This window comes from Streptomyces sp. SYP-A7185 (assembly GCF_046103685.1).
GTDB lineage: Bacteria > Actinomycetota > Actinomycetes > Streptomycetales > Streptomycetaceae > Streptomyces.
Genome location: NZ_CP122310.1, coordinates 6,817,006 through 6,838,239, shown reverse-complemented (window position 1 = coordinate 6,838,239; position 21,234 = coordinate 6,817,006). Strand labels below are relative to the sequence as shown.

The 21,234-nt window shown below is 69.8% G+C and carries 14 protein-coding genes; 4 read left to right on the top strand and 10 right to left on the bottom strand.

The window, feature by feature from the left end; all coding sequences use genetic code 11:
* Positions 1-146: 146 nt before the first annotated feature.
* Together QBL25_RS30100 and QBL25_RS30095 are read right to left on the bottom strand one after the other, a co-directional pair.
* Entirely contained in the window at positions 147-752 is a 606-nt protein-coding gene (locus QBL25_RS30100) for a YdbC family protein (protein WP_409060080.1), read from the bottom strand.
* Positions 753-785: 33 nt separating this feature from the next.
* Positions 786-1,619 carry an arylamine N-acetyltransferase family protein gene (locus tag QBL25_RS30095; RefSeq protein ID WP_409060079.1) on the bottom strand — a complete coding sequence of 278 codons (834 nt, stop codon included), beginning with the start codon at positions 1,617-1,619 and terminating at the stop codon, positions 786-788.
* A 148-nt stretch (positions 1,620-1,767) separates the two neighbouring features.
* Here QBL25_RS30095 and QBL25_RS30090 point away from each other — a divergent pair, with 148 nt between their 5' ends.
* Positions 1,768-2,295 carry a TerD family protein gene (locus QBL25_RS30090; protein WP_409060078.1) on the top strand — a complete coding sequence of 176 codons (528 nt, stop codon included), beginning with the start codon at positions 1,768-1,770 and terminating at the stop codon, positions 2,293-2,295.
* Between the two features lie 66 nt (positions 2,296-2,361).
* On the opposite strand, the gene QBL25_RS30085 is transcribed toward QBL25_RS30090, so the two are convergent.
* Positions 2,362-5,259: a vitamin B12-dependent ribonucleotide reductase gene (locus tag QBL25_RS30085; protein WP_409060077.1), complete on the bottom strand. Its 2,898-nt coding sequence runs from the start codon at positions 5,257-5,259 to the stop codon at positions 2,362-2,364.
* A gap of 135 nt (positions 5,260-5,394) precedes the next feature.
* Positions 5,395-5,949 (bottom strand): transcriptional regulator NrdR, encoded by a 555-nt coding sequence (gene nrdR / locus QBL25_RS30080; RefSeq protein WP_409060076.1) that lies wholly within the window; start codon positions 5,947-5,949, stop codon positions 5,395-5,397.
* Between the two features lie 494 nt (positions 5,950-6,443).
* On the opposite strand from nrdR, the gene lexA reads away from it, so the two are divergent.
* On the top strand, positions 6,444-7,223 hold the full coding sequence (lexA, locus tag QBL25_RS30075; RefSeq protein ID WP_367045483.1) for a transcriptional repressor LexA: 780 nt from the start codon (positions 6,444-6,446) through the stop codon (positions 7,221-7,223).
* 171 nt (positions 7,224-7,394) lie between these two features.
* Here the strand turns inward: lexA and QBL25_RS30070 are convergent, their stop codons facing one another.
* The 5 genes from QBL25_RS30070 to QBL25_RS30050 all read right to left on the bottom strand — a co-directional run bounded on the left by QBL25_RS30070 (position 7,395) and on the right by QBL25_RS30050 (position 16,524).
* Entirely contained in the window at positions 7,395-9,437 is a 2,043-nt protein-coding gene (locus QBL25_RS30070) for an ATP-dependent DNA helicase (protein WP_409060075.1), read from the bottom strand.
* 40 nt (positions 9,438-9,477) lie between these two features.
* Positions 9,478-11,304, bottom strand: coding sequence for an IucA/IucC family protein (locus QBL25_RS30065; RefSeq protein WP_409060074.1), 1,827 nt, complete (start codon positions 11,302-11,304; stop codon positions 9,478-9,480).
* A 193-nt stretch (positions 11,305-11,497) separates the two neighbouring features.
* A complete protein-coding gene (locus QBL25_RS30060) occupies positions 11,498-12,520 on the bottom strand; it encodes a GNAT family N-acetyltransferase (protein WP_409060073.1) in 1,023 nt (340 codons plus the stop codon).
* 36 nt (positions 12,521-12,556) lie between these two features.
* The gene (locus QBL25_RS30055) at positions 12,557-14,794 is read right to left on the bottom strand and encodes an IucA/IucC family protein (RefSeq protein WP_409060072.1); all 2,238 of its coding nucleotides are present in this window, start codon (positions 14,792-14,794) and stop codon (positions 12,557-12,559) included.
* A gap of 98 nt (positions 14,795-14,892) precedes the next feature.
* Positions 14,893-16,524 (bottom strand): diaminobutyrate--2-oxoglutarate transaminase family protein, encoded by a 1,632-nt coding sequence (locus tag QBL25_RS30050; protein WP_409060071.1) that lies wholly within the window; start codon positions 16,522-16,524, stop codon positions 14,893-14,895.
* A 328-nt stretch (positions 16,525-16,852) separates the two neighbouring features.
* Between QBL25_RS30050 and QBL25_RS30045 the strand changes: the two genes are divergently transcribed.
* Together QBL25_RS30045 and QBL25_RS30040 are read left to right on the top strand one after the other, a co-directional pair.
* Entirely contained in the window at positions 16,853-18,088 is a 1,236-nt protein-coding gene (locus QBL25_RS30045) for a trypsin-like serine peptidase (protein ID WP_409060070.1), read from the top strand.
* A 193-nt stretch (positions 18,089-18,281) separates the two neighbouring features.
* The gene (locus QBL25_RS30040) at positions 18,282-19,502 is read left to right on the top strand and encodes a trypsin-like serine peptidase (protein WP_409060069.1); all 1,221 of its coding nucleotides are present in this window, start codon (positions 18,282-18,284) and stop codon (positions 19,500-19,502) included.
* A 140-nt stretch (positions 19,503-19,642) separates the two neighbouring features.
* Here QBL25_RS30040 and hflX read toward each other — a convergent pair whose 3' ends face one another.
* Complete coding sequence (hflX, locus tag QBL25_RS30035) at positions 19,643-21,142, bottom strand: GTPase HflX (RefSeq protein WP_409060068.1); 1,500 nt, start codon at positions 21,140-21,142, stop codon at positions 19,643-19,645.
* Positions 21,143-21,234 lie beyond the last annotated feature (92 nt).

The following is a 21,234-nucleotide window of genomic DNA, read 5'->3' as shown; positions in this document are numbered from 1 at the left end:
GTACGCGACCTATAGGGCGTACGGAGCGCGCGGTTAGGGCGTACGGGGCGCGCGTGGCGCCACACCACCTAGGACGATTCACGTGGCGCCACACCATCCAGCACGGTTCGCGGGGCGCCGCACCACCCAGGACGGCTCGCGTGGCGTCACACCGTCCAGGACGGTTCCAGTTCCACGATGTCACCGGCCAGTGCCGCGACGTCGGCCTCCGTCTGGGCCCGCAGCGAGAGGCGCTCCACCCGCTCCCTGCGGTACTTCCCGTGCTCGGCGGCGGACAGCCACATGGAGAGGACGAGGAACTCGTGTCCGGGCGCCTCGCCGAAGAGTCCGCGCACCATGCCCGGGGAGCCCGCCATCGCGGGATTCCAGACCTTCTCCTGCATGAGCGCGAAGTGCTCCACGCGCGCCTCATGGACCCGGCAGTGCGCCACCCGCACCACGTCGGCGTCGGCGAAGCGCGGCTCGAAGCCCGTCTTCACGTCGAAGCGGTGGTCGAAGAGCTTGCTCTGGATGTCCTTGAAGGTGCCCGCCTGCGTGGCGGCGAGCCGGTCGTGCGAGCGCGCCATGAAGGAGTCGTAGAAGGCACGGCTCTCCCAGAAGCCGAAGACGTGCGCCACACCCGGCCGTTCCCGGCTCCACCCCCCGCCCTGTCCCCGGAACCCCGGCTCCCCCAGAAGCCCCGCCCACTTCCGCTGTCCCCGCTCGAACCCCCGTCGGTCCACCACGGTGCAGCGAATCCACTTGACCAGCACCGCGCCATCGTACGGCGCGGAGCGTGGCCCGGGTCACGCTCCGGCGTAGTGCGCCCGGATCAGCTGGGCGCGATCATCGGCGCTCAGTTCGATACCGAACTCGTGGTCGAGGACTTCCCCCAACTCCCGGGCGGATACGTCACGTTCGTCCGAAGTACCGTCGGGACGCGTCACCGTCAGATGGGCACCGACCAAACTGCGTCGCACCTCCGGAGCGGCCCTCTGGATCACCGGGCGGCGGATGAACGACGACATGGGGTGGGTCGACGTGTAGTGGTTCATCACCACGTAGTCGGCGGGGATCCGTTCTTCCAGCGTGTACTCGTAGAGGTCGGCCCAGCCGTCCGCTTGCGCGGTCCGCAACACTCGCGCACCGTTTGATTCCTGGACGATCCCGAACCGCCACTCTCCTTGTCGCACGTCCTGCCGTACGTCGCCCTCGTCCCCCAGAAGGATCGGTTCGAGCAGCCCCAGACCGCCGAAACCGACGTCACAGTGCCACTGCCGCCCGTCCGCCTCGACCTTCAGGAGCATGTGGGTCACCGCGCGGCGCGACGAGGCGCCGACCCGGACGCGGGCGCCGAGCCCCGTGACGGCGAAGCCGACGCGCTCCAGGACCGCCGCGAACAGCAGGTTCTGTTCATAGCAGTAGCCCCCTCTGCGCCGCCGCACCAGCTTGTCCTGGAGCGCCCCCAGGTCCAGCGAGACCGGCCGGCCGAGCATCATCTCCAGGTTCTCGAAAGGGATCGACGCCACATGCGCGCGATGGAGCGCACGAAGGGTGTCGTGGTCGGGCTTCACCTCTCCCTCGTGGCCGACTCTGGCCAGGTAGGACTCGATATCCAGTTCTTCCCCGTTCCATGCCATGAGAGCAATGATCCACACGACCGTGTCCGCGCGCCAACAGCCTTTCCGACCGGCGGACTTCGGTGATGTCGGTCACGCGTCGTAGCGTGTGCGTTGGACATGCCTAGAGCATCGGTTTCAACGGGGACTACGAGGAGGGGGATCTCTGGTGAGCAGTGTCAGCAAGGGAATCGAGAAGGTAGAGGTGGGGCTCAAATGGGATCCGAGCCCGGTCGGCTCGCCCTCGCATGATCTCGACATCATCGCCGCGACCTATACGGCCGACGACCCGTACGGCAGCCCTGTCTACCTGGTCCACTTCGGCAGCCGCGCCCCCGACGGGACGATCACGCTCAACAGGGACAGCAAGACGGGCCAGGGCTTCGGCTTCGACGAGGTCATGACGCTGGAGCTCGGCCGGCTCGCGGCGACGTACGCGCGCGTGGTGGTCGGTGTGGCCATACAGCCCCACGAAGGGGAGAAGGTGTTCGGCGACATCACGAACACGTCCGTCCGGATCCGTCACGGGTACACGGACCTCGCCCTGAGCGACCTCGCCGGGGTCTCCGGTTCCACGGCCGCCACCGTCGCCGAGTTCACCCGGGACGAGTCGGGCGCGTGGTCCTTCCGCGAGATCATCCGCGGTTTCGACGCCGACCCGACGGCCTTCGCCGCGCTGATGGGCGGCGAGCACTGAGAACGCGGTGAGGGGTGGGCGGAGCCTTCCGGCTCCGCCCACCCCTCACTCGGCTAGCTCAGCGGATCAGCTGCAACCGCTGGTCGAGCCGCAGCCCTCGCAGATGTAGCAGGACCCGGCGCGCTGCATCTTCGTCCCGCAGGAGAAGCACAGCGGGGCGTCGGCCTGGATGCCGAGCTGCATCTCGACGAGCTCGGCGCTGGTGTGCGCCTGCTGCGGAGCGGGCTTCTCGGCCTCGACCCTCGGCGCGGCGACGGCCTTCAGGGTCTCGGGCTGCCGCGGCGCGGACTGGGCCAGACCCTCGACGTCGACCTCCGAGTCGTCCATGGACGGCTCGTACGAACCCGTCTCCAGGTGACGCTGACGCTCCTCGGCCGAGTGGATGCCGAGCGCGGAGCGCGTCTCGAAGGGCAGGAAGTCGAGCGCCAGGCGACGGAAGATGTAGTCGACGATCGACTGCGCCATCCGCACGTCCGGGTCGTCCGTCATGCCGGCCGGCTCGAAGCGCATGTTCGTGAACTTCGAGACGTAGGTCTCCAGCGGAACGCCGTACTGCAGGCCCACGGAGACGGCGATCGAGAAGGCGTCCATCATGCCCGCGAGGGTCGAACCCTGCTTGGACATCTTCAGGAAGACCTCGCCGAGACCGTCGTCCGGGTAGGAGTTGGCGGTCATGTAGCCCTCGGCGCCACCCACGGTGAAGGAGGTGGTGATCCCCGGGCGGCCCTTGGGGAGGCGCTTGCGGACGGGGCGGTACTCGACCACCTTCTCGACCGCGGCACGGATCGTGTCCTCGGCCTTCTCGGTGACCTCGGCCTTCTCCTGCTCCTTCTTCTTCGCGGAGAGGGGCTGGCCGACCTTGCAGTTGTCGCGGTAGATGGCGAGCGCCTTGACGCCCATCTTCCACGCCTCGTAGTAGACCTCTTCGACGTCCTCGACGGTGGCCGTCTCCGGCAGGTTCACCGTCTTGGAGAGCGCGCCGGAGATCCACGGCTGGATGGCCGCCATCATCCGGACGTGGCCCATCGCGGAGATGGAACGCTCGCCCATCGCGCAGTCGAAGACCTCGTAGTGCTCGGGCTTCAGACCGGGGGCGTCGATCACATTGCCGTGGTCGGCGATGTGGGCGACGATCGCCTCGATCTGCTCCTCCTGGTAGCCCAGGCGACGCAGGGCCTGCGGCACGGTGCCGTTGACGATCTGCATCGAGCCGCCGCCGACGAGCTTCTTGAACTTGACCAGGGCGAGGTCGGGCTCCAGGCCCGTGGTGTCGCAGGACATCGCGAGACCGATGGTGCCGGTCGGGGCGATGACGGACGCCTGGGAGTTACGGAAACCGTTCTTCTCGCCGAGGCGCAGCACGTCCTGCCAGGCCTCCGTGGCGGCGGCCCAGATAGGCGTGTCCAGGTCGTCGACGCGGGGGGCCGTGGCGTTGGCGTCGGAGTGCTGCTTCATGACGCGCTTGTGCGGGGTCGCGTTCTTGGCGTAACCGTCGTACGGGCCGACGACCGCGGCGAGCTCGGCGGAACGCTTGTACGACCGAGCCGTCATCAGGGAGGTGATGGCGCCGGCCAGGGAGCGGCCGCCGTCGGAGTCGTACGCGTGACCGGTCGCCATCAGCAGGGCGCCGAGGTTGGCGTAGCCGATGCCCAGCTGGCGGAAGGCGCGGGTGTTCTCGCCGATCTTCTGCGTCGGGAAGTCCGCGAAGCAGATCGAGATGTCCATCGCGGTGATGACCAGCTCGACGACCTTCGAGAAGCGCTCGGCGTCGAAGGACTGCGTGCCCAGGCCGTCGTCCTTGAGGAACTTCATCAGGTTCAGCGAGGCGAGGTTGCAGGACGTGTTGTCCAGGTGCATGTACTCGCTGCACGGGTTCGAGCCGTTGATCCGGCCGGACTCCGGGCAGGTGTGCCAGGCGTTGATGGTGTCGTCGTACTGGATGCCGGGGTCGGCGCAGGCCCAGGCGGCCTCGGCCATCTTGCGGAAGAGCGACTTGGCGTCGACCTCCTCGATGACGTCACCCGTCATGCGGGACGTCAGACCGAACTTGCCGCCCTGCTCGACCGCCTTCATGAACGTGTCGTTCACACGGACCGAGTTGTTGGCGTTCTGGTACTGGACGGACGTGATGTCGTCGCCGCCCAGGTCCATGTCGAAGCCCGCGTCACGCAGGGCGCGGATCTTCTCCTCTTCCTTCACCTTGGTCTCGATGAAGCCCTCGATGTCGGGGTGGTCGACGTCGAGGATGACCATCTTGGCGGCGCGGCGCGTGGCGCCGCCCGACTTGATGGTTCCCGCGGAGGCGTCGGCACCGCGCATGAAGGAGACCGGTCCCGAGGCGTTGCCGCCGGAGGAGAGGAGTTCCTTGGAGGAGCGGATGCGGGAGAGGTTCAGGCCGGCGCCGGAGCCGCCCTTGAAGATCATCCCCTCTTCCTTGTACCAGTCGAGGATCGAGTCCATGGAGTCGTCCACGGACAGGATGAAGCAGGCGGAGACCTGCTGCGGCTGGGGCGTGCCTACGTTGAACCAGACCGGCGAGTTAAAGCTGAAGATCTGGTGCAGGAGGGCGTACGCCAGCTCGTGCTCGAAGATCTCGGCGTCGGCGGGCGAGGCGAAGTAGCTGTAGTCCTCGCCGGCCTTCCGGTAGGTCTTCACGATGCGGTCGATCAGCTGCTTGAGGCCGGTCTCGCGCTGCGGGGTGCCAACGGCCCCGCGGAAGTACTTGCTGGTGACGATGTTGACCGCGTTCACCGACCAGAAGTCGGGGAACTCGACGCCACGCTGCTCGAAGTTGACCGAGCCGTCGCGCCAGTTGGTCATGACGACGTCTCGGCGCTCCCAGACCACCTCGTCGTACGGATGCACGCCGGGCGTCGTATGGATGCGCTCGATACGCAGACCCTTGCTGGCCTTGGATCCCTTGGCGCGGGAACCTCGTGCCGGGCCGCTCGTCGTCTCGGTCATGCCGCCTCCCTGTATCAGGCTAAAACGCCCTGAAGTGCCACGTTCTTCCCGTGACACGGTGTTGTCTGGTGCCGCGGATCCCACGAAGGTCATCCGCAACAGGTCTGTGTGTGCCGCCGTCGGCCGTTCAGCCGGTCAGTCGGCGGCAGTGGCGGGCACCGGGACTTCGACAGTCCCTCCGGGCCCGCAGTCCTTCGCGCCGCTCTCACCACCGGCGCCCCGCGACTCGTCGTCGAGCCGCTTTTCCCGCTGGTCCCGCAGCTCCCCGATGGCAGCCTCGAAGTCCTCGAGCGAATCGAAGGCCCGATACACGGAGGCGAAACGCAGGAAGGCCACGAGGTCCAGCTCCTGCAGCGGACCGAGTATGGCCAGACCCACGTCGTGCGTGGTCAATTCCGCGCTTCCGGTCGCCCGCACCGCTTCCTCGACCCGCTGGCCGAGCTGGGCGAGGGCGTCCTCGGTCACCGGCCGCCCCTGGCATGCCTTGCGGACGCCGTTGATGACCTTCGTACGACTGAACGGCTCGGTCACGCCGCTGCGCTTGACCACCATCAGTGAACAGGTCTCCACGGTCGTGAAACGACGGGAGCAATCGGGGCACTGACGGCGCCGGCGGATCGATGTGCCGTCATCCGTGGTGCGACTGTCGACCACGCGACTGTCGGGGTGCCTGCAGAAGGGGCAGTGCATGGAACTCCAACCCTCCTTCACGACACGACTCATAGGCCTCAACCGGCCCAGGAGGCCCTCGAAGCAGCCCCCAGCATAGGCGATGCCCACGGCCAGAAAACACCGGGGACCACAACTTCTGGGCCGTGGTTGCAATCCAACCACTAGATCTGGGGTTTGGCCGTAAATCCGGCCCCATCGCGTGTCGCATGCCCACGCCCCGCCGGGAAGAGTACGAGGCCGCCTCGCGCGCCGCACGGGAAGGGGGCGGTGCCGGGTTGACCGGTCAACGAGTGGCAGTATTGGGGGCCTCACCGAGGGGGCCTTGACCCCGGCGGTGAAGCGTACCGTAATGAACCGAAATGCCACTCGGCTCGAACGTTAGCCATACACCCAGACGCATGATCGCGGCAGGCATTCTGCACTTTTTCACTCGAACGTGTGTTTGGCGCAACCTTTCGAAAGCAACTACCGTTGGCTAACTAGGGAGACAATCTCGAGAGGGGCCGACCGACGTGACCACCACCGCAGACAGTGCCACCATCACTGCCCAGGACCGCCAGAGCCGACTCGAGCCGGTGCATGCCATGAATGACGCCACGAACCCGGAGGGCCCGAAGCCCACACGCTCCCTACCGGGACGACCTCCGGGCATCCGCGCCGACAGCTCAGGCCTCACCGACCGGCAGCGCCGCGTCATCGAGGTCATCAGGGACTCAGTGCAGCGCCGGGGATACCCGCCGTCGATGCGGGAGATCGGGCAGGCGGTGGGCCTCTCCAGCACCTCCTCGGTCGCGCACCAGCTCATGGCCCTGGAGCGCAAGGGCTTCCTGCGCCGCGACCCGCACCGCCCGCGCGCGTACGAGGTGCGGGGCTCGGACCAGCCCAGCAGCCAGCCCACTGACACGGCGGGCAAGCCCGCCGCTTCGTACGTCCCGCTGGTCGGCCGCATCGCGGCCGGTGGCCCGATCCTCGCCGAGGAGTCGGTGGAGGACGTCTTCCCGCTCCCCCGGCAGCTCGTCGGCGACGGTGAACTGTTCGTCCTCAAGGTCGTCGGCGACTCGATGATCGAGGCCGCGATTTGCGACGGTGACTGGGTGACGGTGCGCCGCCAGCCGGTCGCGGAGAACGGCGACATCGTCGCCGCCATGCTCGACGGCGAAGCGACAGTGAAGCGGTTCAAGCGCGAGGACGGTCACGTCTGGTTGCTCCCTCACAACTCCGCGTACCAGCCCATCCCCGGTGACGAGGCAACGATCCTCGGCAAGGTCGTGGCGGTGCTGCGGCGGGTGTGAGCCACCGCCCCTGACCGGGCCCCGGAACCAACTGCGCCGGTTCCGGGGCCCTGCTGCGTCTTCAGGCACCTGGGGCTTTCAGCGACCTGGACTCACTTCTCCCGGGCCTCGTGTCTCCTGGGCCTCGTGTCTCTCCTGGGCCTCGTGCTCCGAGGCCCAAGAGACGGCCGTCTACTCTGCGGCGGCCTCGTCCTCGCCGTCCGTCTGCGGATTGGTCTTGGGGTCGGGCTTGGGGTTGGGCGTGGGATCCGCCTTGGCCGCCGCATCGATCGCGGCCAGGGAACGACGCGCCTGGTTACGGTCCGTGGTGTACCAGAAATCGGGGAGCGAGGCCCGGAGGTAGCTGCCGTAGCGCGCGGTCGCGAGCCGGGGGTCCAGGACGGCGACCACTCCACGGTCCGCCGAGGCCCGCACCAGGCGCCCAGCACCCTGCGCCATCAGGAGCGCCGCGTGCGTCGCGGCGATGGCCATGAAGCCGTTCCCGCCGGCGTCGTCCACCGCCTTCTGGCGAGCGCTCATCAGGGGGTCGTCGGGGCGCGGGAAGGGGATCTTGTCCATGACCACCAGCTGGCAGCTGGCGCCGGGCACGTCGACGCCCTGCCACAGCGAGAGCGTCCCGAACAGACAGGTCTGCGTGTCCGCCGCGAAGTTCTTGATCAACTCACCCAGCGTCTCCTCGCCCTGCAAAAGGATCGGCATGTCGAGCCGGCCGCGCAGCTCCTCGGCCGCGTTCTGAGCGGCGCGCATGGACGAGAACAGACCGAGCGTACGACCGCCCGCCGCCTCGATCAGTTCGGCCAGCTCGTCGATCATGTCGCTGCGCGTGCCTTCGCGGCCCGGCCGGGCCAGGTGCTTGGCGACGTACAGAATCCCCTGCTTGCGGTAGTCGAAGGGCGACCCGACGTCCAGGCCCTTCCACGCCGGGGCGTCCTCGGACTCGGTGCCCTCCGGGGCGAGCCCCAGGGAGGCTCCCACGCCGTTGAAGTCGCCGCCGAGCTTGAGGGTGGCGGACGTGAGGACCACCGAGCGATCGCTGAAGAGCTTCTCGCGGAGCAGACCCGAGACGGACATGGGCGCCACGCGCAGCGAGGCTCCGAAGCGGTCGTGCCGCTCGTACCAGACCACGTCCCACTCGGAGCCGTTCGTGATGCGCTCGGCGACGTCGTGGATGCTCTCCACGGAGGCGAGGGCCTGTTTGCGGACGGCGTCCTCGTCCTGGACCGACTTGTCGCGGGTGGAGCCGAGGGCCGAGATCACCGTGCGGGCGGCGTCACGCAGGGCCATCAGCACGTACCCGAGGTCCTCCGGGATCTCTTCGAGGCGGCCGGGGAGCGCGAGCTCCATCACCCGCTCGAAGCCTTCGGCGGCGGTCTGGAGCTGGTCGGCCGCTTTTTCGTTGACGAGCTTGGCGGCTCGGCGCACGGCGCGGGTGACCTGCCCCGGGGTGAGCTCGCCGGTGGCGACGCCGGTCACGCGGGAGACCAGCTCATGGGCCTCGTCCACGATCAGCACTTCGTGCTGGGGAAGGACGGGGGCACCCTCGATGGCGTCGATCGCGAGGAGCGCGTGGTTCGTGACGACGACCTCGGAGAGCTTGGCCCGCTCCCGCGCGGCCTCGGCGAAGCACTCCGCTCCGTACGCACACTTCGACGCGCCCAGGCACTCCCGGGAGGAGACGGACACCTGGGACCAGGCGCGGTCGGAGACCCCAGGGGTGAGGTCGTCCCGGTCGCCGGTCTCCGTCTCGTCCGCCCAGTCGCGCATGCGCAGCAGGTCCTGGCCGAGCTTGCTGGTGGGGGCGGCGGCCTCGAACTGGTCGAAGAGACCCGGGCCCTCCTCCTCTTCCTGCGGCACCCCTTCGTGCAGGCGGTGCAGGCACAGGTAGTTCGACCGGCCCTTGAGCATGGCGAACTGGGGGCGGCGGCGCAGCAGCGGATGCAGGGCGTCCACCGTCCGCGGAAGATCACGCTCCACGAGCTGGCGCTGTAGCGCGAGCGTGGCCGTCGCCACCACCACGCGCTCGCCGTGCGCGAGCGCGGGCACCAGATAGCCGAGCGACTTGCCCGTGCCGGTGCCGGCCTGGATCAGGAGATGGGAACCGTCGTCGATCGCCTCGGCGACGGTCTCGGCCATCGTCACCTGGCCAGGTCGCTCTGTGCCGCCGACGGCGGTGACGGCGGCGTGCAGGAGCTCGGGAAGGGAGGGCTTTGTCATAGCGCGACCACCCTACGGGTCTCCACTGACAATCCTTCGATCACGGCTGGTGCAGAGGGTTCGGCACGCTCCCGTGCACGGCGGCGTGCGGGCGCTCCGGGCGGTCGCGGTACCCGTCGAGGTGCAGCCGGTTCCGGTTGAGGCACAGCCGCTCGATGCGCGGGGTGAGCAGGTCGAACATCTCGTACCGCTCCTTGAGCTGCGGGGCGCGCGCCTGGTGGCGGAGGATCTCGGCGCGGACGAGGGACCAGAACGTGCTCTCCGGGATGCCCAGCTGTGTCTGACAGAGGGGTGCGAGGTAGCGGAAGACCCCCACGAAGAGCCCTGAATGAATGAACTGCGTGAGGAAGTCGGGGCGTTCGGTGAGCAGGACGTCACGGACGTCGTCCGGCATCGACGCGTGCTCGGGAAGGCCTTCGGCGCTGACGTTGATGTCGTCGACGAAGTCCTTCACCGCCAGTCGGACCGGGACGTCCTTGTCGTCGAAAACGACGATGGCGTTCTCCCCATGAGGGGAGAACACGGTCCCGTAGCGGTACAGGAACTGGAGAAGCGGTGGCAGCAGCGCGCCGAAGAGGCGCCGTAGCCAGGCCTCGGGGGCGAGACCGGAGCGCTCGACCAGCTCGGCGACGAAGGCCCTGCCGTGCGGGTCGGTGTGCAACAAGGAGGCGAGCGTACGGGCGCGTTCGTCGGGGGCGAGATACCGGGTGATCGGTTCGCGCCAGATCACGCCGAGAAGTTCCTTGTACTGGTAGGGGACCTCGGGAAGGCCGTCGTACAGCGGGTGCTCGACGGTCACGGAGGCGACCTCGCCGAGCAGGATCACCCGGCATTCGTCGCGCAGGAAGGGGTCGGCGTCCCGCAGGGCGTGCATCCACGCGGTGACGGCAGGTGCCGCTAGCGTGCGCTCGGTCGGGAGTCCGCGCCACACCAGGGTGTTGAGGACGGACAGGGGCAGCTTGACCGTGTGCCGGTCGGGGCGGGACAGATTCAGGAACGTACGGATGGACTGCTGGGGCAGCCGTAGATCGCCGTCGGTGGGGAGGGGCACGATCGCGCCCGCGGCGACGGAGGGGGCGAAGAGAGGCAGGACGATGTCGTCCCATTGCCATGGGTGCACCGGCAGGTAGAGGTAGGCGTGCGGGTCGAGTCCGCGTGCCCTGAGTATGTCCGCGAAGGATTCCCTTGTGGCGGGGGCCAGTTCCCGTGCGTAGAGCTTCTCCGCGGTGTTCAGTCCGGAGACGCCTCGGTAGGCGGCGATGTCGGTGTGGACCGCGATCCACGGGAGCTGCGCGGTGAGCCGGGCCTCGGGGGCCCAGCGGGCGGTGTCGCTCGCGGAGAAACCGATGCGGCCTTTGTTGAGGATGAGCCAGGGGTGGCCGGTCTGGTGCCCTTCGAGTTCGGCGTAGCCGAGGTCGGCGAGCTGGGCCGCGGGGAGGGCGGTCTGGTCGAGCCGGGCGTCGGCGGAGAGCGTGACGGTCAGCTCGCGGATGAGGTGGCCGAGCGTGGCGCCGTCGATTCCCAGGGTGCGGCGGGCCCGGGTGAGGAAGCGGAGGGGATCGCTGAAGGGAAGCGGCGGCCCGTCGCCTTCGGCCAGGGCGAGGCTGGCGGGATCGACGTGCCAACTGCCGTACGAGCCGCGGCGGGCTCGGAAGAGGAGGCGGGCGGTGGAGGGGTGGGGGCGGTGGGGTTGGGCGGCTTGGGCGTGGGGGGTGTCGGTTTGGGCGTGGGGGGTGTCGGCGCTTTTATCGGTGTTATCGGGATCGGCGTCGAGGCTGAAGCTGTAGCTGTGACTATCCACGTCGTCCGTCGGCGGTCCGGCGGCGACGGGCTTGATGATCTCTTCGTAGGCGAACTCACCGACCATTTTGGCGAGGAGGCGGCGTCCGCCGCCGGCCCACCTGTCCGCGGTCAGCTCGGGCGGGTCGTAGAGAGCGGAGGGTGCTGATGGTGCGGCTGGCTCTCGGGGCGTCGGAGGGACGGGGTCGGACGGATTCGGCACGGGGACTCCAGAGGGAGGGAACCGGATCAGGTCGAGCGGTGTACTAAGAGTGAGCGGGTCAGAGCACTGCGCGCAGGGCCCGGTCACGGACCATGAGCGCCGCGCGCTTGTCGGGGAGATCCACCTCGGCGGCGAAGCGGAAGCCGGCGCTGAGGAATGCGGAGACGGAGGGGGTGTTGCGCAGGTCAGGTTCTGCGATGACGCGTGCGCAGGAGGCGCGACGGTCGAGCACGAGGTCGGCGACGGCTCTCAGCAGGGAGGTCCCGAGCCCACGGCCGCGATCGGCGACACCGCCGATGAGGAGGTGAAGACCGGTGTCGTGCGGGCGGGCCGGATAGTGCCGGGCCAGGGCGTCGAGATCCGCGCGGTAGACCTCCCAGTAACTCATCGGTGTGCCGTCCAGGACTCCGAGGCAGGGGACGCTGCGTCCGTCACCGTCCATCTGGGCGCGTAGGTGCGCCTCGGTGACGGCGTCGGGGCCGGCCAGCTCCCAGAACGCCGCCACGGCGGGGTCGTTCATCCAGCGGCTGATGAGGGAGAGATCGCGTTCGACGCACACGGGCACCAGTTGGAAGACACCGGCCGCGGTGGTCGTGGGGCCCCAGCCGGCGACTGAGTCGAGCAGGTCGTCGGCTGATGATGTGACCACTGAGGCAGGGGAAGAAATGGGGGGCGGCCAGGCGGCCGTCGGTGTCGGTGTCGGTGTCGGTGTCGGTGTCGGTGTCGGTGTCGGAGCACGGTCCGCCGTGCGCACGCCGGCTCCGATGCGCCGGGCGTCCGCACTCCACGCTTCGGCCGGATTGCCCGCTTCGACCGCGCCGCCCGCGTCCGCCATGCCGGCCGCGTCGCTCGGGTCGCTCTTGTCGCTCGTGGCGCCCGCGCCGAACAGCGCGATGAGTTCGTCCGGGAGGCGCAGGTCCAGGGTGTCCTGGGCGTCCGCCCTGTCCGCGGCGGAGGGCTCGGTTGCGGGTTCGGCGACTGAGGGCCGTGGGGCGGAGGACCGTGAGGCGGACTGGGCTGCGGACGGGGCTGCGGACTCTGTTCCGGCGTCGGTGCTCGCATCGGGGGGAGACGGAGGCACGGCGTCGCTCCTCTCAGAGAGAGTGGTTCATGTTCCTCAGGAATGAAGGGGGTTGGCGATGGAGACGTAGACGGACTGGGTGTCGACGGGGCCCACGAGCTCGTCGAGACCGCGGAGGCGGGTCAGCAGGTTGGCCTTGCACCGGAGTACCGGTGAGTCGAGGAGCAGAGCGGGCAGTGGCGTCCGGAGGGGAGCCGGGCCGGAGACGGTGTCGCCGAGGAAGCGGCGGAATCCCGCGAGCAACAGCTGCTCGTCGGCCAGGCGTTGGGCGCCCAAGGCCCCGATGAGGCCGAGCACGTTGTTGATGCCGAGGTAGTAGGCGAAGCGCTCGTCGGCCACCTCGTCGGAGACGAAGGTGTCGCTGTGCTCGCCGATGCCGGGAAGCCTGCGGTCGAGTTCGGCGCGTCGGGACTCGCGGTAGTAGTAGCCCTGGTTGTCGCGGTAGCGGCCGCCCACGGGCCAGCCGTCGGAGTCGAGCATCAGGAGGGTGTTCTGCTGGTGGGCTTCCAGGGCGACGCCTGCCTCGCTGTCCAGCCAGAGCACGGGGCGTACGACGTTCTCCAGGTAGCGCAGGAACCACTCCGTGGCGACGGCTCCTCTGGGGCGGCCCGTCCGTACGGCGAGGCGGGTGACGATCTCCCCGAGCCGGGAGCGCATCGGGGGGCGGTCGTGCCCCGTGGAGTGCGGCGACGGCCTGGGCGAGACGAGTCCCGCGATGCAGGTGGCGTCGTCACCGGGACCGAAGGGGTTGTGCCGGATCATGACGTCGAGCCCGGTCACGGGTGCGCCGTCGGGGCCGGTCACGGCGAGCCAGGCCGGGTCGCGGATCACGTCGAAGCCCGGGTGGGCGGCCTGCCACTGCTCGGCGAGACCGCTGCGGAGCAGCCGGTGGACCTCGACGCCGCGGTGGAGTTCCTTGCGGAGATTCTCACGACGGGAGTTGGTGATGCGCAGGCCGAGCGAGAGCTTCAGCATGGCCGGGGCACCGGAGCGGTAGAGGGTGCGCACGGAGGAGGTGGGGTACCACGGTGCGCCGTGCGGGCCGAGGTCCTGGAGGAGACCGGCTTCCAGGAGGGCGGCAGTCGCGGGGCGGTGCCTGAGCTCACGCATCTGCCACGGGTGCAGGGGCAGGGCGGCGTGGCCCTGCGGCAGCGGCAGATCCGGCCCGGCGAGGCGGGCGGTGAGCTGATCGGCCGGGAGGGTGCGGCCTCGCTCGGTCCAGGCCGAGTCCGTGGCGAGTACGGACGGGTCGACGGCGAGCCAGTGCAGGGCGAAGGCGCCGCGCAACTCCGGTGAGTAGAGCCGGGATTCGGTGTCGGAGAGTCCCTCACGGCTCTTCGGGGTGGGATGCAGGGGATGGCCGAGGAGCAGGGATTGCTCGGCGGCGAGGAAGAGGTCGGGCTCGTCGCCGGGGTTGTCCCGGCGGTCGGCGATGAAGGTGGCGGTGCGCCGCACCGAGTCGGCGACACGGCCGACAAGATCGCCTCCGCCGTCGACACGCCCGCCGTCGCTGCCGGCTCCCACTTCGGGCCCGGGGGTGACGTCGGGGGCGGGGGCGACGCCGGGCCCAGGGGCGACGCCAGGTGCGGTACCGGGGGCGGCACCCAGGCCTGGGCCGCCGCCAGATCCGCCGCCGGGGTGATCAGTGCGTGCGGCACCATCACCTTCCGGAGCGGAGCCTGTCGAAACAGGGTCGGTCAGGGCGGGGCCCGCCGAACCGGGACCCACCGGACCGGGAGCCGCTGAACCAGGACCCACCGGACCTGGAGCCGCTGACCCGGGCCCCACCGGACCGGGAGCCGCCGGACCGGTGCCCACCGAACCGGGTGCCCCCTCTCCACCGCGCTTGCCGGTCTCGCGCCCCAGGAGGGCCGCGACGGTGACGGCGTCGGCCGGGGGGGCGCTTTGCGGGCCGTCTTCCAGGAACGGGAGGCCGAAGCGGTGCCAGCCGGTGGCCGACCAGTAGTACACGGGGACAAGGAGGGCGGTACCGCTGGCTTCCAGCGGGATGCGCAGGGCGCCCTGTTCGGGTGCGGGGAAGTCGTTCTCGCGTACCCAGCAGCGCAGGAGGTTCTCGATGGCCGCCACCTGTGCGGCGGTGTGCGGATCGGGGTGCTCCAGCAGGTCGGCGGGCGTGCCGCGCAGCTGCTCGGTCTGCCGGCCCCCCTTCTGCCGGGGCACCGTACTGGGCTCCGCCACCAGCGAGGATTGCTTGCCGCACGCGCCTGGGACGTGCGGGTCGGGTGGGCCGTCGGATGCGGGGGTGGCGTTCAAGAGGGCTTCCTTGTGAAGTCGTTCGGGCTCCGGGGCGACGGGCTGGAGCTGTGCTGTTGTCTCGTGGCCGTCCGTGGGACGGCCGCGGGTCCGAGTGGCTATCCGTGGTGCGGACGCGCCGCCGCGGAGATCGCGTCGGAGAGGCGGTCGAGGATCGCGGCCGCCTGCTCGTCGGTGATGGTGAGGGGAGGTAGGAGACGTACGACGCTGGAGTGCCGTCCGCCGAGTTCGACGATGAGGCCGCGGCGCAGGCATTCGCGCTGCACCGCCGCGGCGAGTTCGGGCGCCGGGGCGAGCGGTCGCGAGGAGCGGTCCAAGAGTCCGGCCGACGCGATGGGCAGGGGCCGGCCGGCCGAAGTGCCGCCCGTCATCCCGTCACCCATCGGCATGCCCGCGCCACCGGGACCGCTCGAACCACTCGCCGCGCCCACACCCGACCCACCGGACGCTCCCGGCCCACTCACCGTGCCCACGCCTGGACCACTCCCCGTGCCCACGTCCGATCCACCGATCACGCCCTGACCACCCGCCACGCCCACGCCCGCCTCCGCGTCACCGCCCACCGCCGTGCCCGCGCCGCCCGAAGCCGCTGGGTCCACCAGTTCGACGCCGATCATCAGGCCTCTGCCGCGTACGTCCCCGATGCAGGGGTGTTCGGCGGCCAGGGAGCGGAGTTGGGTGAGCATGCGGGTGCCCAGGACTCCGGCGCGTTCCGCGAGGCCGTTCTCGCGGACGTACGCGAGGGTGGCGGCGCCCGCGGCCATGGCGAGCTGGTTGCCGCGGAAGGTGCCCGCGTGGGCGCCGGGCTGCCAGACGTCCAGGTCGTCGCGGTAGATCACGACGGCCAGCGGCAGGCTCCCGCCGATGGCCTTGGAGAGGACCATCACGTCGGGGACCACGCCACTGTGCTCGACGGCCCAGAAGGTGCCGGTGCGCCCGACGCCGGTCTGGACCTCGTCCGCGATGAGCGGGATCGAGCGCGCGGCGGTGATCTCGCGCATCCGGCGCAGCCAGTCGTCGGGGGCGGGGATGACACCGCCCTCCCCCTGCACCGGTTCGAGGATCATGCCGGCGGGCCGGGGCACGCCCGATTTGGTGTCGTCGAGGAGGTTCTCGGTCCAGCGGGCCGCGAGCTCGGCGCCGTCCGCGCCACCGATGCCGAACGGGCAGCGGTAGTCCTGCGGATAGGGCAGGCGCGCGACGCGTACGTCGGAGGCGCCCCCGGAAGCCGCGAGCGCCCCCGCCGTCATCCCGTGGTACGCGCCGGTGAACGCGAGCATGCCCTCGCGCCCGGTCGCCGTCCGCACCAGTTTGAGCGCGGCCTCCACCGCGTCCGTGCCGGCGGGGCCGCAGAACTGGATCCGCGCACGGTCGGCGAGTCCGGGGGGAAGCGTGCGGAACAGCTCGGTGGTGAAGGCGTCCTTGACCGGCGTGGCCAGATCGAGGACGTGCAGCGGAGCCCCCGAGTCGAGGACCTTCCTGATCGCCTCGAGCACGACCGGATGGTTGTGCCCGAGGGCCAGGGTCCCCGCACCCGAGAGGCAGTCGAGGTAGCGCCGTCCGTCGGCGCCCTCGATCGTCAGACCGCGCGCCCGCACCGGCACGATCGGCAGGGCGCGCGCATAGGTGCGCGCCGCCGACTCGCGCGCCGACTGGCGTCGCAGGATCCCCTCGTGTGCTGCGGAGTGCCCCGCGGAAACCGCCGCGGGCGCCGGCTCGGTCACGGCCACGACTGTTGGTCCTCCCGCTGGGAATGGGCGCTTCCCACTCGATCTGGGCGAGTGCGCCGACGAGTTGGCAGGGGAGATGAACGCAGGCCGCCAGTCCCCCGTACGTACCAACGACGGGGGTCGCGGAGGAACACGGGTAATCGGAAGATCCTTGCCGTGACGGAACCGTTGCCGTTCCGTCGGCTGTCCCCTATGGCACCGGCATAGTGTGGGGTGCCGTTCATCCGCAGCAAGGTGTGCAGTGCCACGTAAGTCCGGTGCTCAGCGCGCCGTGCGGCGCACGATGTCCGGCACGTGAACGTTCTCGAAGCCCAGGGGGAATCTCTCTATGCGACCCATACGCCCGCCCAGGACCGCTCGTCGTGGGAAGAGCGCGCGCGGCAGAACCTCCCCCGTGGCGGCCGCTGTCGCCATCGGCGCGGCACTCGTCCTGACCGCGACGGCCTGTGGCCCGAGCGAGGACAACGCGGGCGACGAGCCGTCCGCCTCCCAGCCCGCGGACGGCGGCAGCGACGACGGCAAGGTCAAGATCCCGCAGGACATCCAGGACCGGCTCAAGGAGCACGGCATCGACCTGGACAAGTGGAAAGACGGCGCCTGGAAGAACTGGGACAAGGACGACTGGCTGCGCGAGGCCGGTGACTACGTCAACCCGATCATCGACGGCCTGTGGGACTCGGACCGCATGCGGGACGCGGACAAGAACCCCGACCGCGGTGTCGACGACAACGACATCTCCGGCGACCAGGGCGTGACCGACCCGACGCCCGCGCCGGTGGAGGCGGCGGCCCTGAAGACGCCGTACGACGCCAGTGCTCCTGCCTCCGGCAAGCTGTTCTTCGACGGTCCCGAGGGCTCGATGGTCTGCTCGGCCACCGTCGTCGAGGACCCGGCCCACCCGGGCAAGTCCAACATGGTGTGGACCGCGGGTCACTGCGTGCACGCGGGCGCCAAGGGCGGCTGGTACCGCAACATCGCCTTCGTGCCCTCGTACAACAACAGCGGCAAGTCGGCCGCCGAGCTGGAGAACGCCCCCAAGGAAGAGGTGGCTCCGCACGGCGTCTGGTGGGGTGACTGGGCCCAGACCTCCGACCAGTGGATCGAGAAGGGCGGCCCGACGGGCGGCACCGGCGCGCCGTACGACTTCGCGGTCATCCATGTGACGCCGGAGAAGGGCAGCGAGGGCCAGTCGCTCGAAGAGCAGGTCGGCTCGGCTCTCCCGGTGGACTTCAACGCCCCGGCCGTGCCGCAGATCGCCGAGATGACGGCGACCGGCTACCCGGCGGCGCCGCCGTTCGACGGCCAGAAGGCGTTCCAGTGCGCCGACAAGCCGGGCCGGCTCTCGATCAGCAAGCCCGACCCGACGATGTACCGCATCGGCTGCACGATGACCGGTGGTTCGTCCGGCGGCGGCTGGATCGCCGAGGGTTCGGACGGCGAGCCCGCCCTGGTGTCCAACACCTCCATCGGCCCGGTGACGGCCGGCTGGCTGGCCGGTCCGCGGCTCGGCAAGGAGGCCAAGGGCATCTACGGCGCGGTGAGCAAGAAGTTCGCCGACAAGTAGCCGACCGGCGTAAGCCGTTCTCCGTACGGCGGGGTCGCCTGAAACCTTCACGACCCCGCCGTCATTCGTCCTCGATCTCCCGGGCATAGTGAGGTGTCGCGTCGGCGGGATGCTTCCGGAGCCTCCGCGTCCACACATGACAAGTACATGGCAATTGCAGCAATCACACGTTCAATTCGGGGGTTACAGCACCATGCGTTCCACTCGTGCGCCTTTCGCGCGCCGTCACGGGCAACGTCTCGCACTCGCCGCCACCGGGCTGGCCGCCGCCTTGGCGCTCACCGCCACGGCCTGCGGACCCAGCAACGACAAGGCGAGCGACAAAGCCGACGCCGGCACCGCGCAGGGCGCCGACAAGGGGTCCGACACCGAGACCGGCTCCGATGCCAAGCTGCCCGGCGACATCGCCGACAAGCTGAAGGACCACGGCATCGACCCGGACAAGTGGAAGGACGGGGCCTGGAAGAACTGGGACAAGGACGACTGGCTCCGCGAGTCCAAGGACTTCGTCAACCCGGTCATCGAGGGCCTCTGGAAGCCCGAGCGGATGGCGAAGGCCAAGGACCCGAACAAGACCATCGCCGCGAAGGACGCCGCCGCCGACCAGGGCGCGACCGACCCCGAGCCGAGGCCGGTCCAGGCCAAGCGCGAGAAGACGCCGTACCACAAGAACGCCGCTCCGGTCGGGAAGATCTTCTTCGACTCCCCCGAGGGCTCGATGGTCTGCTCCGGCACGGTCGTGAAGGACCCGCGCAACCCGGGCAAGTCCAACCTCGTGTGGACCGCTGGCCACTGCGTGCACGCCGGTTCCGCCGGCGGCTGGTACCGCAACATCACCTTCGTGCCGGCCTACAACGACCTCGGCAAGTCCGAGGCCGAGCTGAGCAACGCCGCCCCGCAGGAGGTCTCCCCCTACGGCCAGTACTGGGCCGACTGGGTCTCGACCTCCGCCGAGTGGATCGACCAGGGTGCCTCTTCGGGCGGTGCCGGTGCGCCGTACGACTACGCCGTGATGCACGTGAAGCCGAAGCAGGGCGCCAAGTCACTCGAGGAGACGGTCGGCAACGCACTGACCGTCGACTTCTCGGTCCCCTCCGTACAGACCGTGAGCTCGATGGGCGCCTGGGGCTACCCCGCCGCGCCGCCGTACGACGGCCAGATCATGCACAAGTGCATCGACAAGCCGGGCCGCCTCTCGCTGACCCCCGCCCAGCCGACGATGTACCGCATTGGCTGCACCATGACCGGCGGCTCCTCCGGTGGCGGCTGGTTCCGGATGGTGGGCGACAAGACCCAGCTCGTCTCGAACACGTCGATCGGCCCGGCCGAGAACACCTGGCTGGCCGGACCGCAGCTGGGCAAGGGCGCCGAGCAGGTCTACGACATGATGAGCAAGAAGTACGGCTCGCAGTAGCGGCCGCACGGCGAGGGGCTGCGGACTCCCCCGCACCTCGCACCTGACGCGGCGAAGGCCCGCCCCCTACGAGAGGGGGCGGGCCTTCGTCATGCGCACGGCGTGCACCACGCACGCCGGTCCGGGCCTGCGGTCAGCCGTCAGCCGGCGACCGGGACGTACGGAGTGAGGTCCGCGGCCAGTTCCTCGTGCACCCGCGCCTTGAGCAGCGTGCCCTCGGCGGTGTGCTCCTCGGAGAGCACCTCGCCCTCGGCGTGCGCCCGGGAGATGAGCTGACCCTGGGTGTACGGCACGAGGGCCTCGATCTCGACCTCGGGCCGGGGCAGTTCGGTGTCGATCAGCGCGAGCAGCTCTTCGATGCCCGCGCCCGTGCGCGCGGAGACCGCGATGGCGTGCTTCTCGTTGCGCAGGAGCCGCTGGAGGACCAGTGGATCGGCCGCGTCCGCCTTGTTGACGATCACGATCTCGGGCACGTTCGTCGCGCCCACGTCACGGATCACCTCGCGCACGGCGGCCAGCTGCTCCTCCGGCACCGGGTGCGAACCGTCCACCACGTGCAGGATCAGGTCGGACTCGCCGACCTCCTCCATCGTGGAGCGGAACGCCTCGACGAGGTGGTGCGGCAGATGCCGTACGAACCCGACGGTGTCGGCCAGGGTGTAGATCCGGCCGCTCGGCGTCTCGGCCCGGCGCACGGTCGGGTCGAGGGTGGCGAACAGGGAGTTCTCCACCAGGACGCCCGCGCCCGTGAGGCGGTTGAGCAGGGAGGACTTGCCCGCGTTCGTGTAACCGGCGATCGCGACCGACGGCACCTTGTTGCGCTTGCGCTCCTGGCGCTTGATCTCGCGGCCCGTCTTCATGTCCGCGATCTCCCGGCGCATCTTCGCCATCTTCTCGCGGATCCGACGGCGGTCCGTCTCGATCTTGGTCTCACCGGGACCACGGGTGGCCATGCCACCGCCGCCGCTGGATCCGCCGCCGCCCATCTGACGGGAGAGCGACTGACCCCAGCCACGCAGGCGCGGGAGCATGTACTGCATCTGGGCAAGGGCGACCTGCGCCTTGCCCTCTCGGGACTTGGCGTGCTGGGCGAAGATGTCGAGGATCAGGGCGGTCCTGTCGACCACCTTGACCTTGACGACGTCTTCCAGGTGGATCAGCTGGCCGGGGCTGAGCTCACCGTCGCAGACGACGGTGTCGGCCCCGGTCTCCAGGACGATGTCCCGCAGCTCCTGGGCCTTGCCCGATCCGATGTACGTCGCGGGGTCCGGCTTGTCGCGGCGCTGGATGACGCCGTCGAGCACGAGCGCACCCGCCGTCTCGGCGAGGGCGGCCAGCTCGGCGACGGAGTTCTCCGCGTCCTGCACCGTGCCCGAGGTCCACACGCCGACGAGGACCACGCGCTCCAGACGGAGCTGGCGGTACTCGACTTCGGTGACGTCCTCGAGCTCCGTGGAGAGGCCGGCGACACGGCGCAGGGCCGCGCGCTCGGAGCGGTCGAACTGATCGCCGTCCCGCTCTCCGTCGATCTCGTGGCTCCAGGCGACGTCCTCTTCCATCAGGGCATCGGCCCGAAGACCTTCGGGGTAGTTCTGCGCGAGGCTCTGCGCGTCCTGGGAAGGGGAAGAAGAGGAGGTCATTGGATCCTTAAAGTCGATGGGATTCTTCATAGGCGACAACGCTCGGGGCCGTCCCGAGATTCCCCGGGCCGGCCGGTACGGGCCCTGAGATC

What these genes read in the sequence shown, in the direction of transcription:
- QBL25_RS30095 (WP_409060079.1), bottom strand. Translation starts at nt 1,619, where the DNA reads ATGGCATGGAACGGGGAAGAACTGGATATCGAGTCCTACCTGGCCAGA.
- QBL25_RS30085 (WP_409060077.1), bottom strand. Translation starts at nt 5,259, where the DNA reads ATGACCGAGACGACGAGCGGCCCGGCACGAGGTTCCCGCGCCAAGGGA.
- nrdR (WP_409060076.1), bottom strand. Translation starts at nt 5,949, where the DNA reads ATGCACTGCCCCTTCTGCAGGCACCCCGACAGTCGCGTGGTCGACAGT.
- QBL25_RS30070 (WP_409060075.1), bottom strand. Translation starts at nt 9,437, where the DNA reads ATGACAAAGCCCTCCCTTCCCGAGCTCCTGCACGCCGCCGTCACCGCC.
- QBL25_RS30065 (WP_409060074.1), bottom strand. Translation starts at nt 11,304, where the DNA reads ATGGTCGGTGAGTTCGCCTACGAAGAGATCATCAAGCCCGTCGCCGCC.
- QBL25_RS30045 (WP_409060070.1), top strand. Translation starts at nt 16,853, where the DNA reads ATGCGACCCATACGCCCGCCCAGGACCGCTCGTCGTGGGAAGAGCGCG.
- QBL25_RS30040 (WP_409060069.1), top strand. Translation starts at nt 18,282, where the DNA reads ATGCGTTCCACTCGTGCGCCTTTCGCGCGCCGTCACGGGCAACGTCTC.
- hflX (WP_409060068.1), bottom strand. Translation starts at nt 21,142, where the DNA reads ATGACCTCCTCTTCTTCCCCTTCCCAGGACGCGCAGAGCCTCGCGCAG.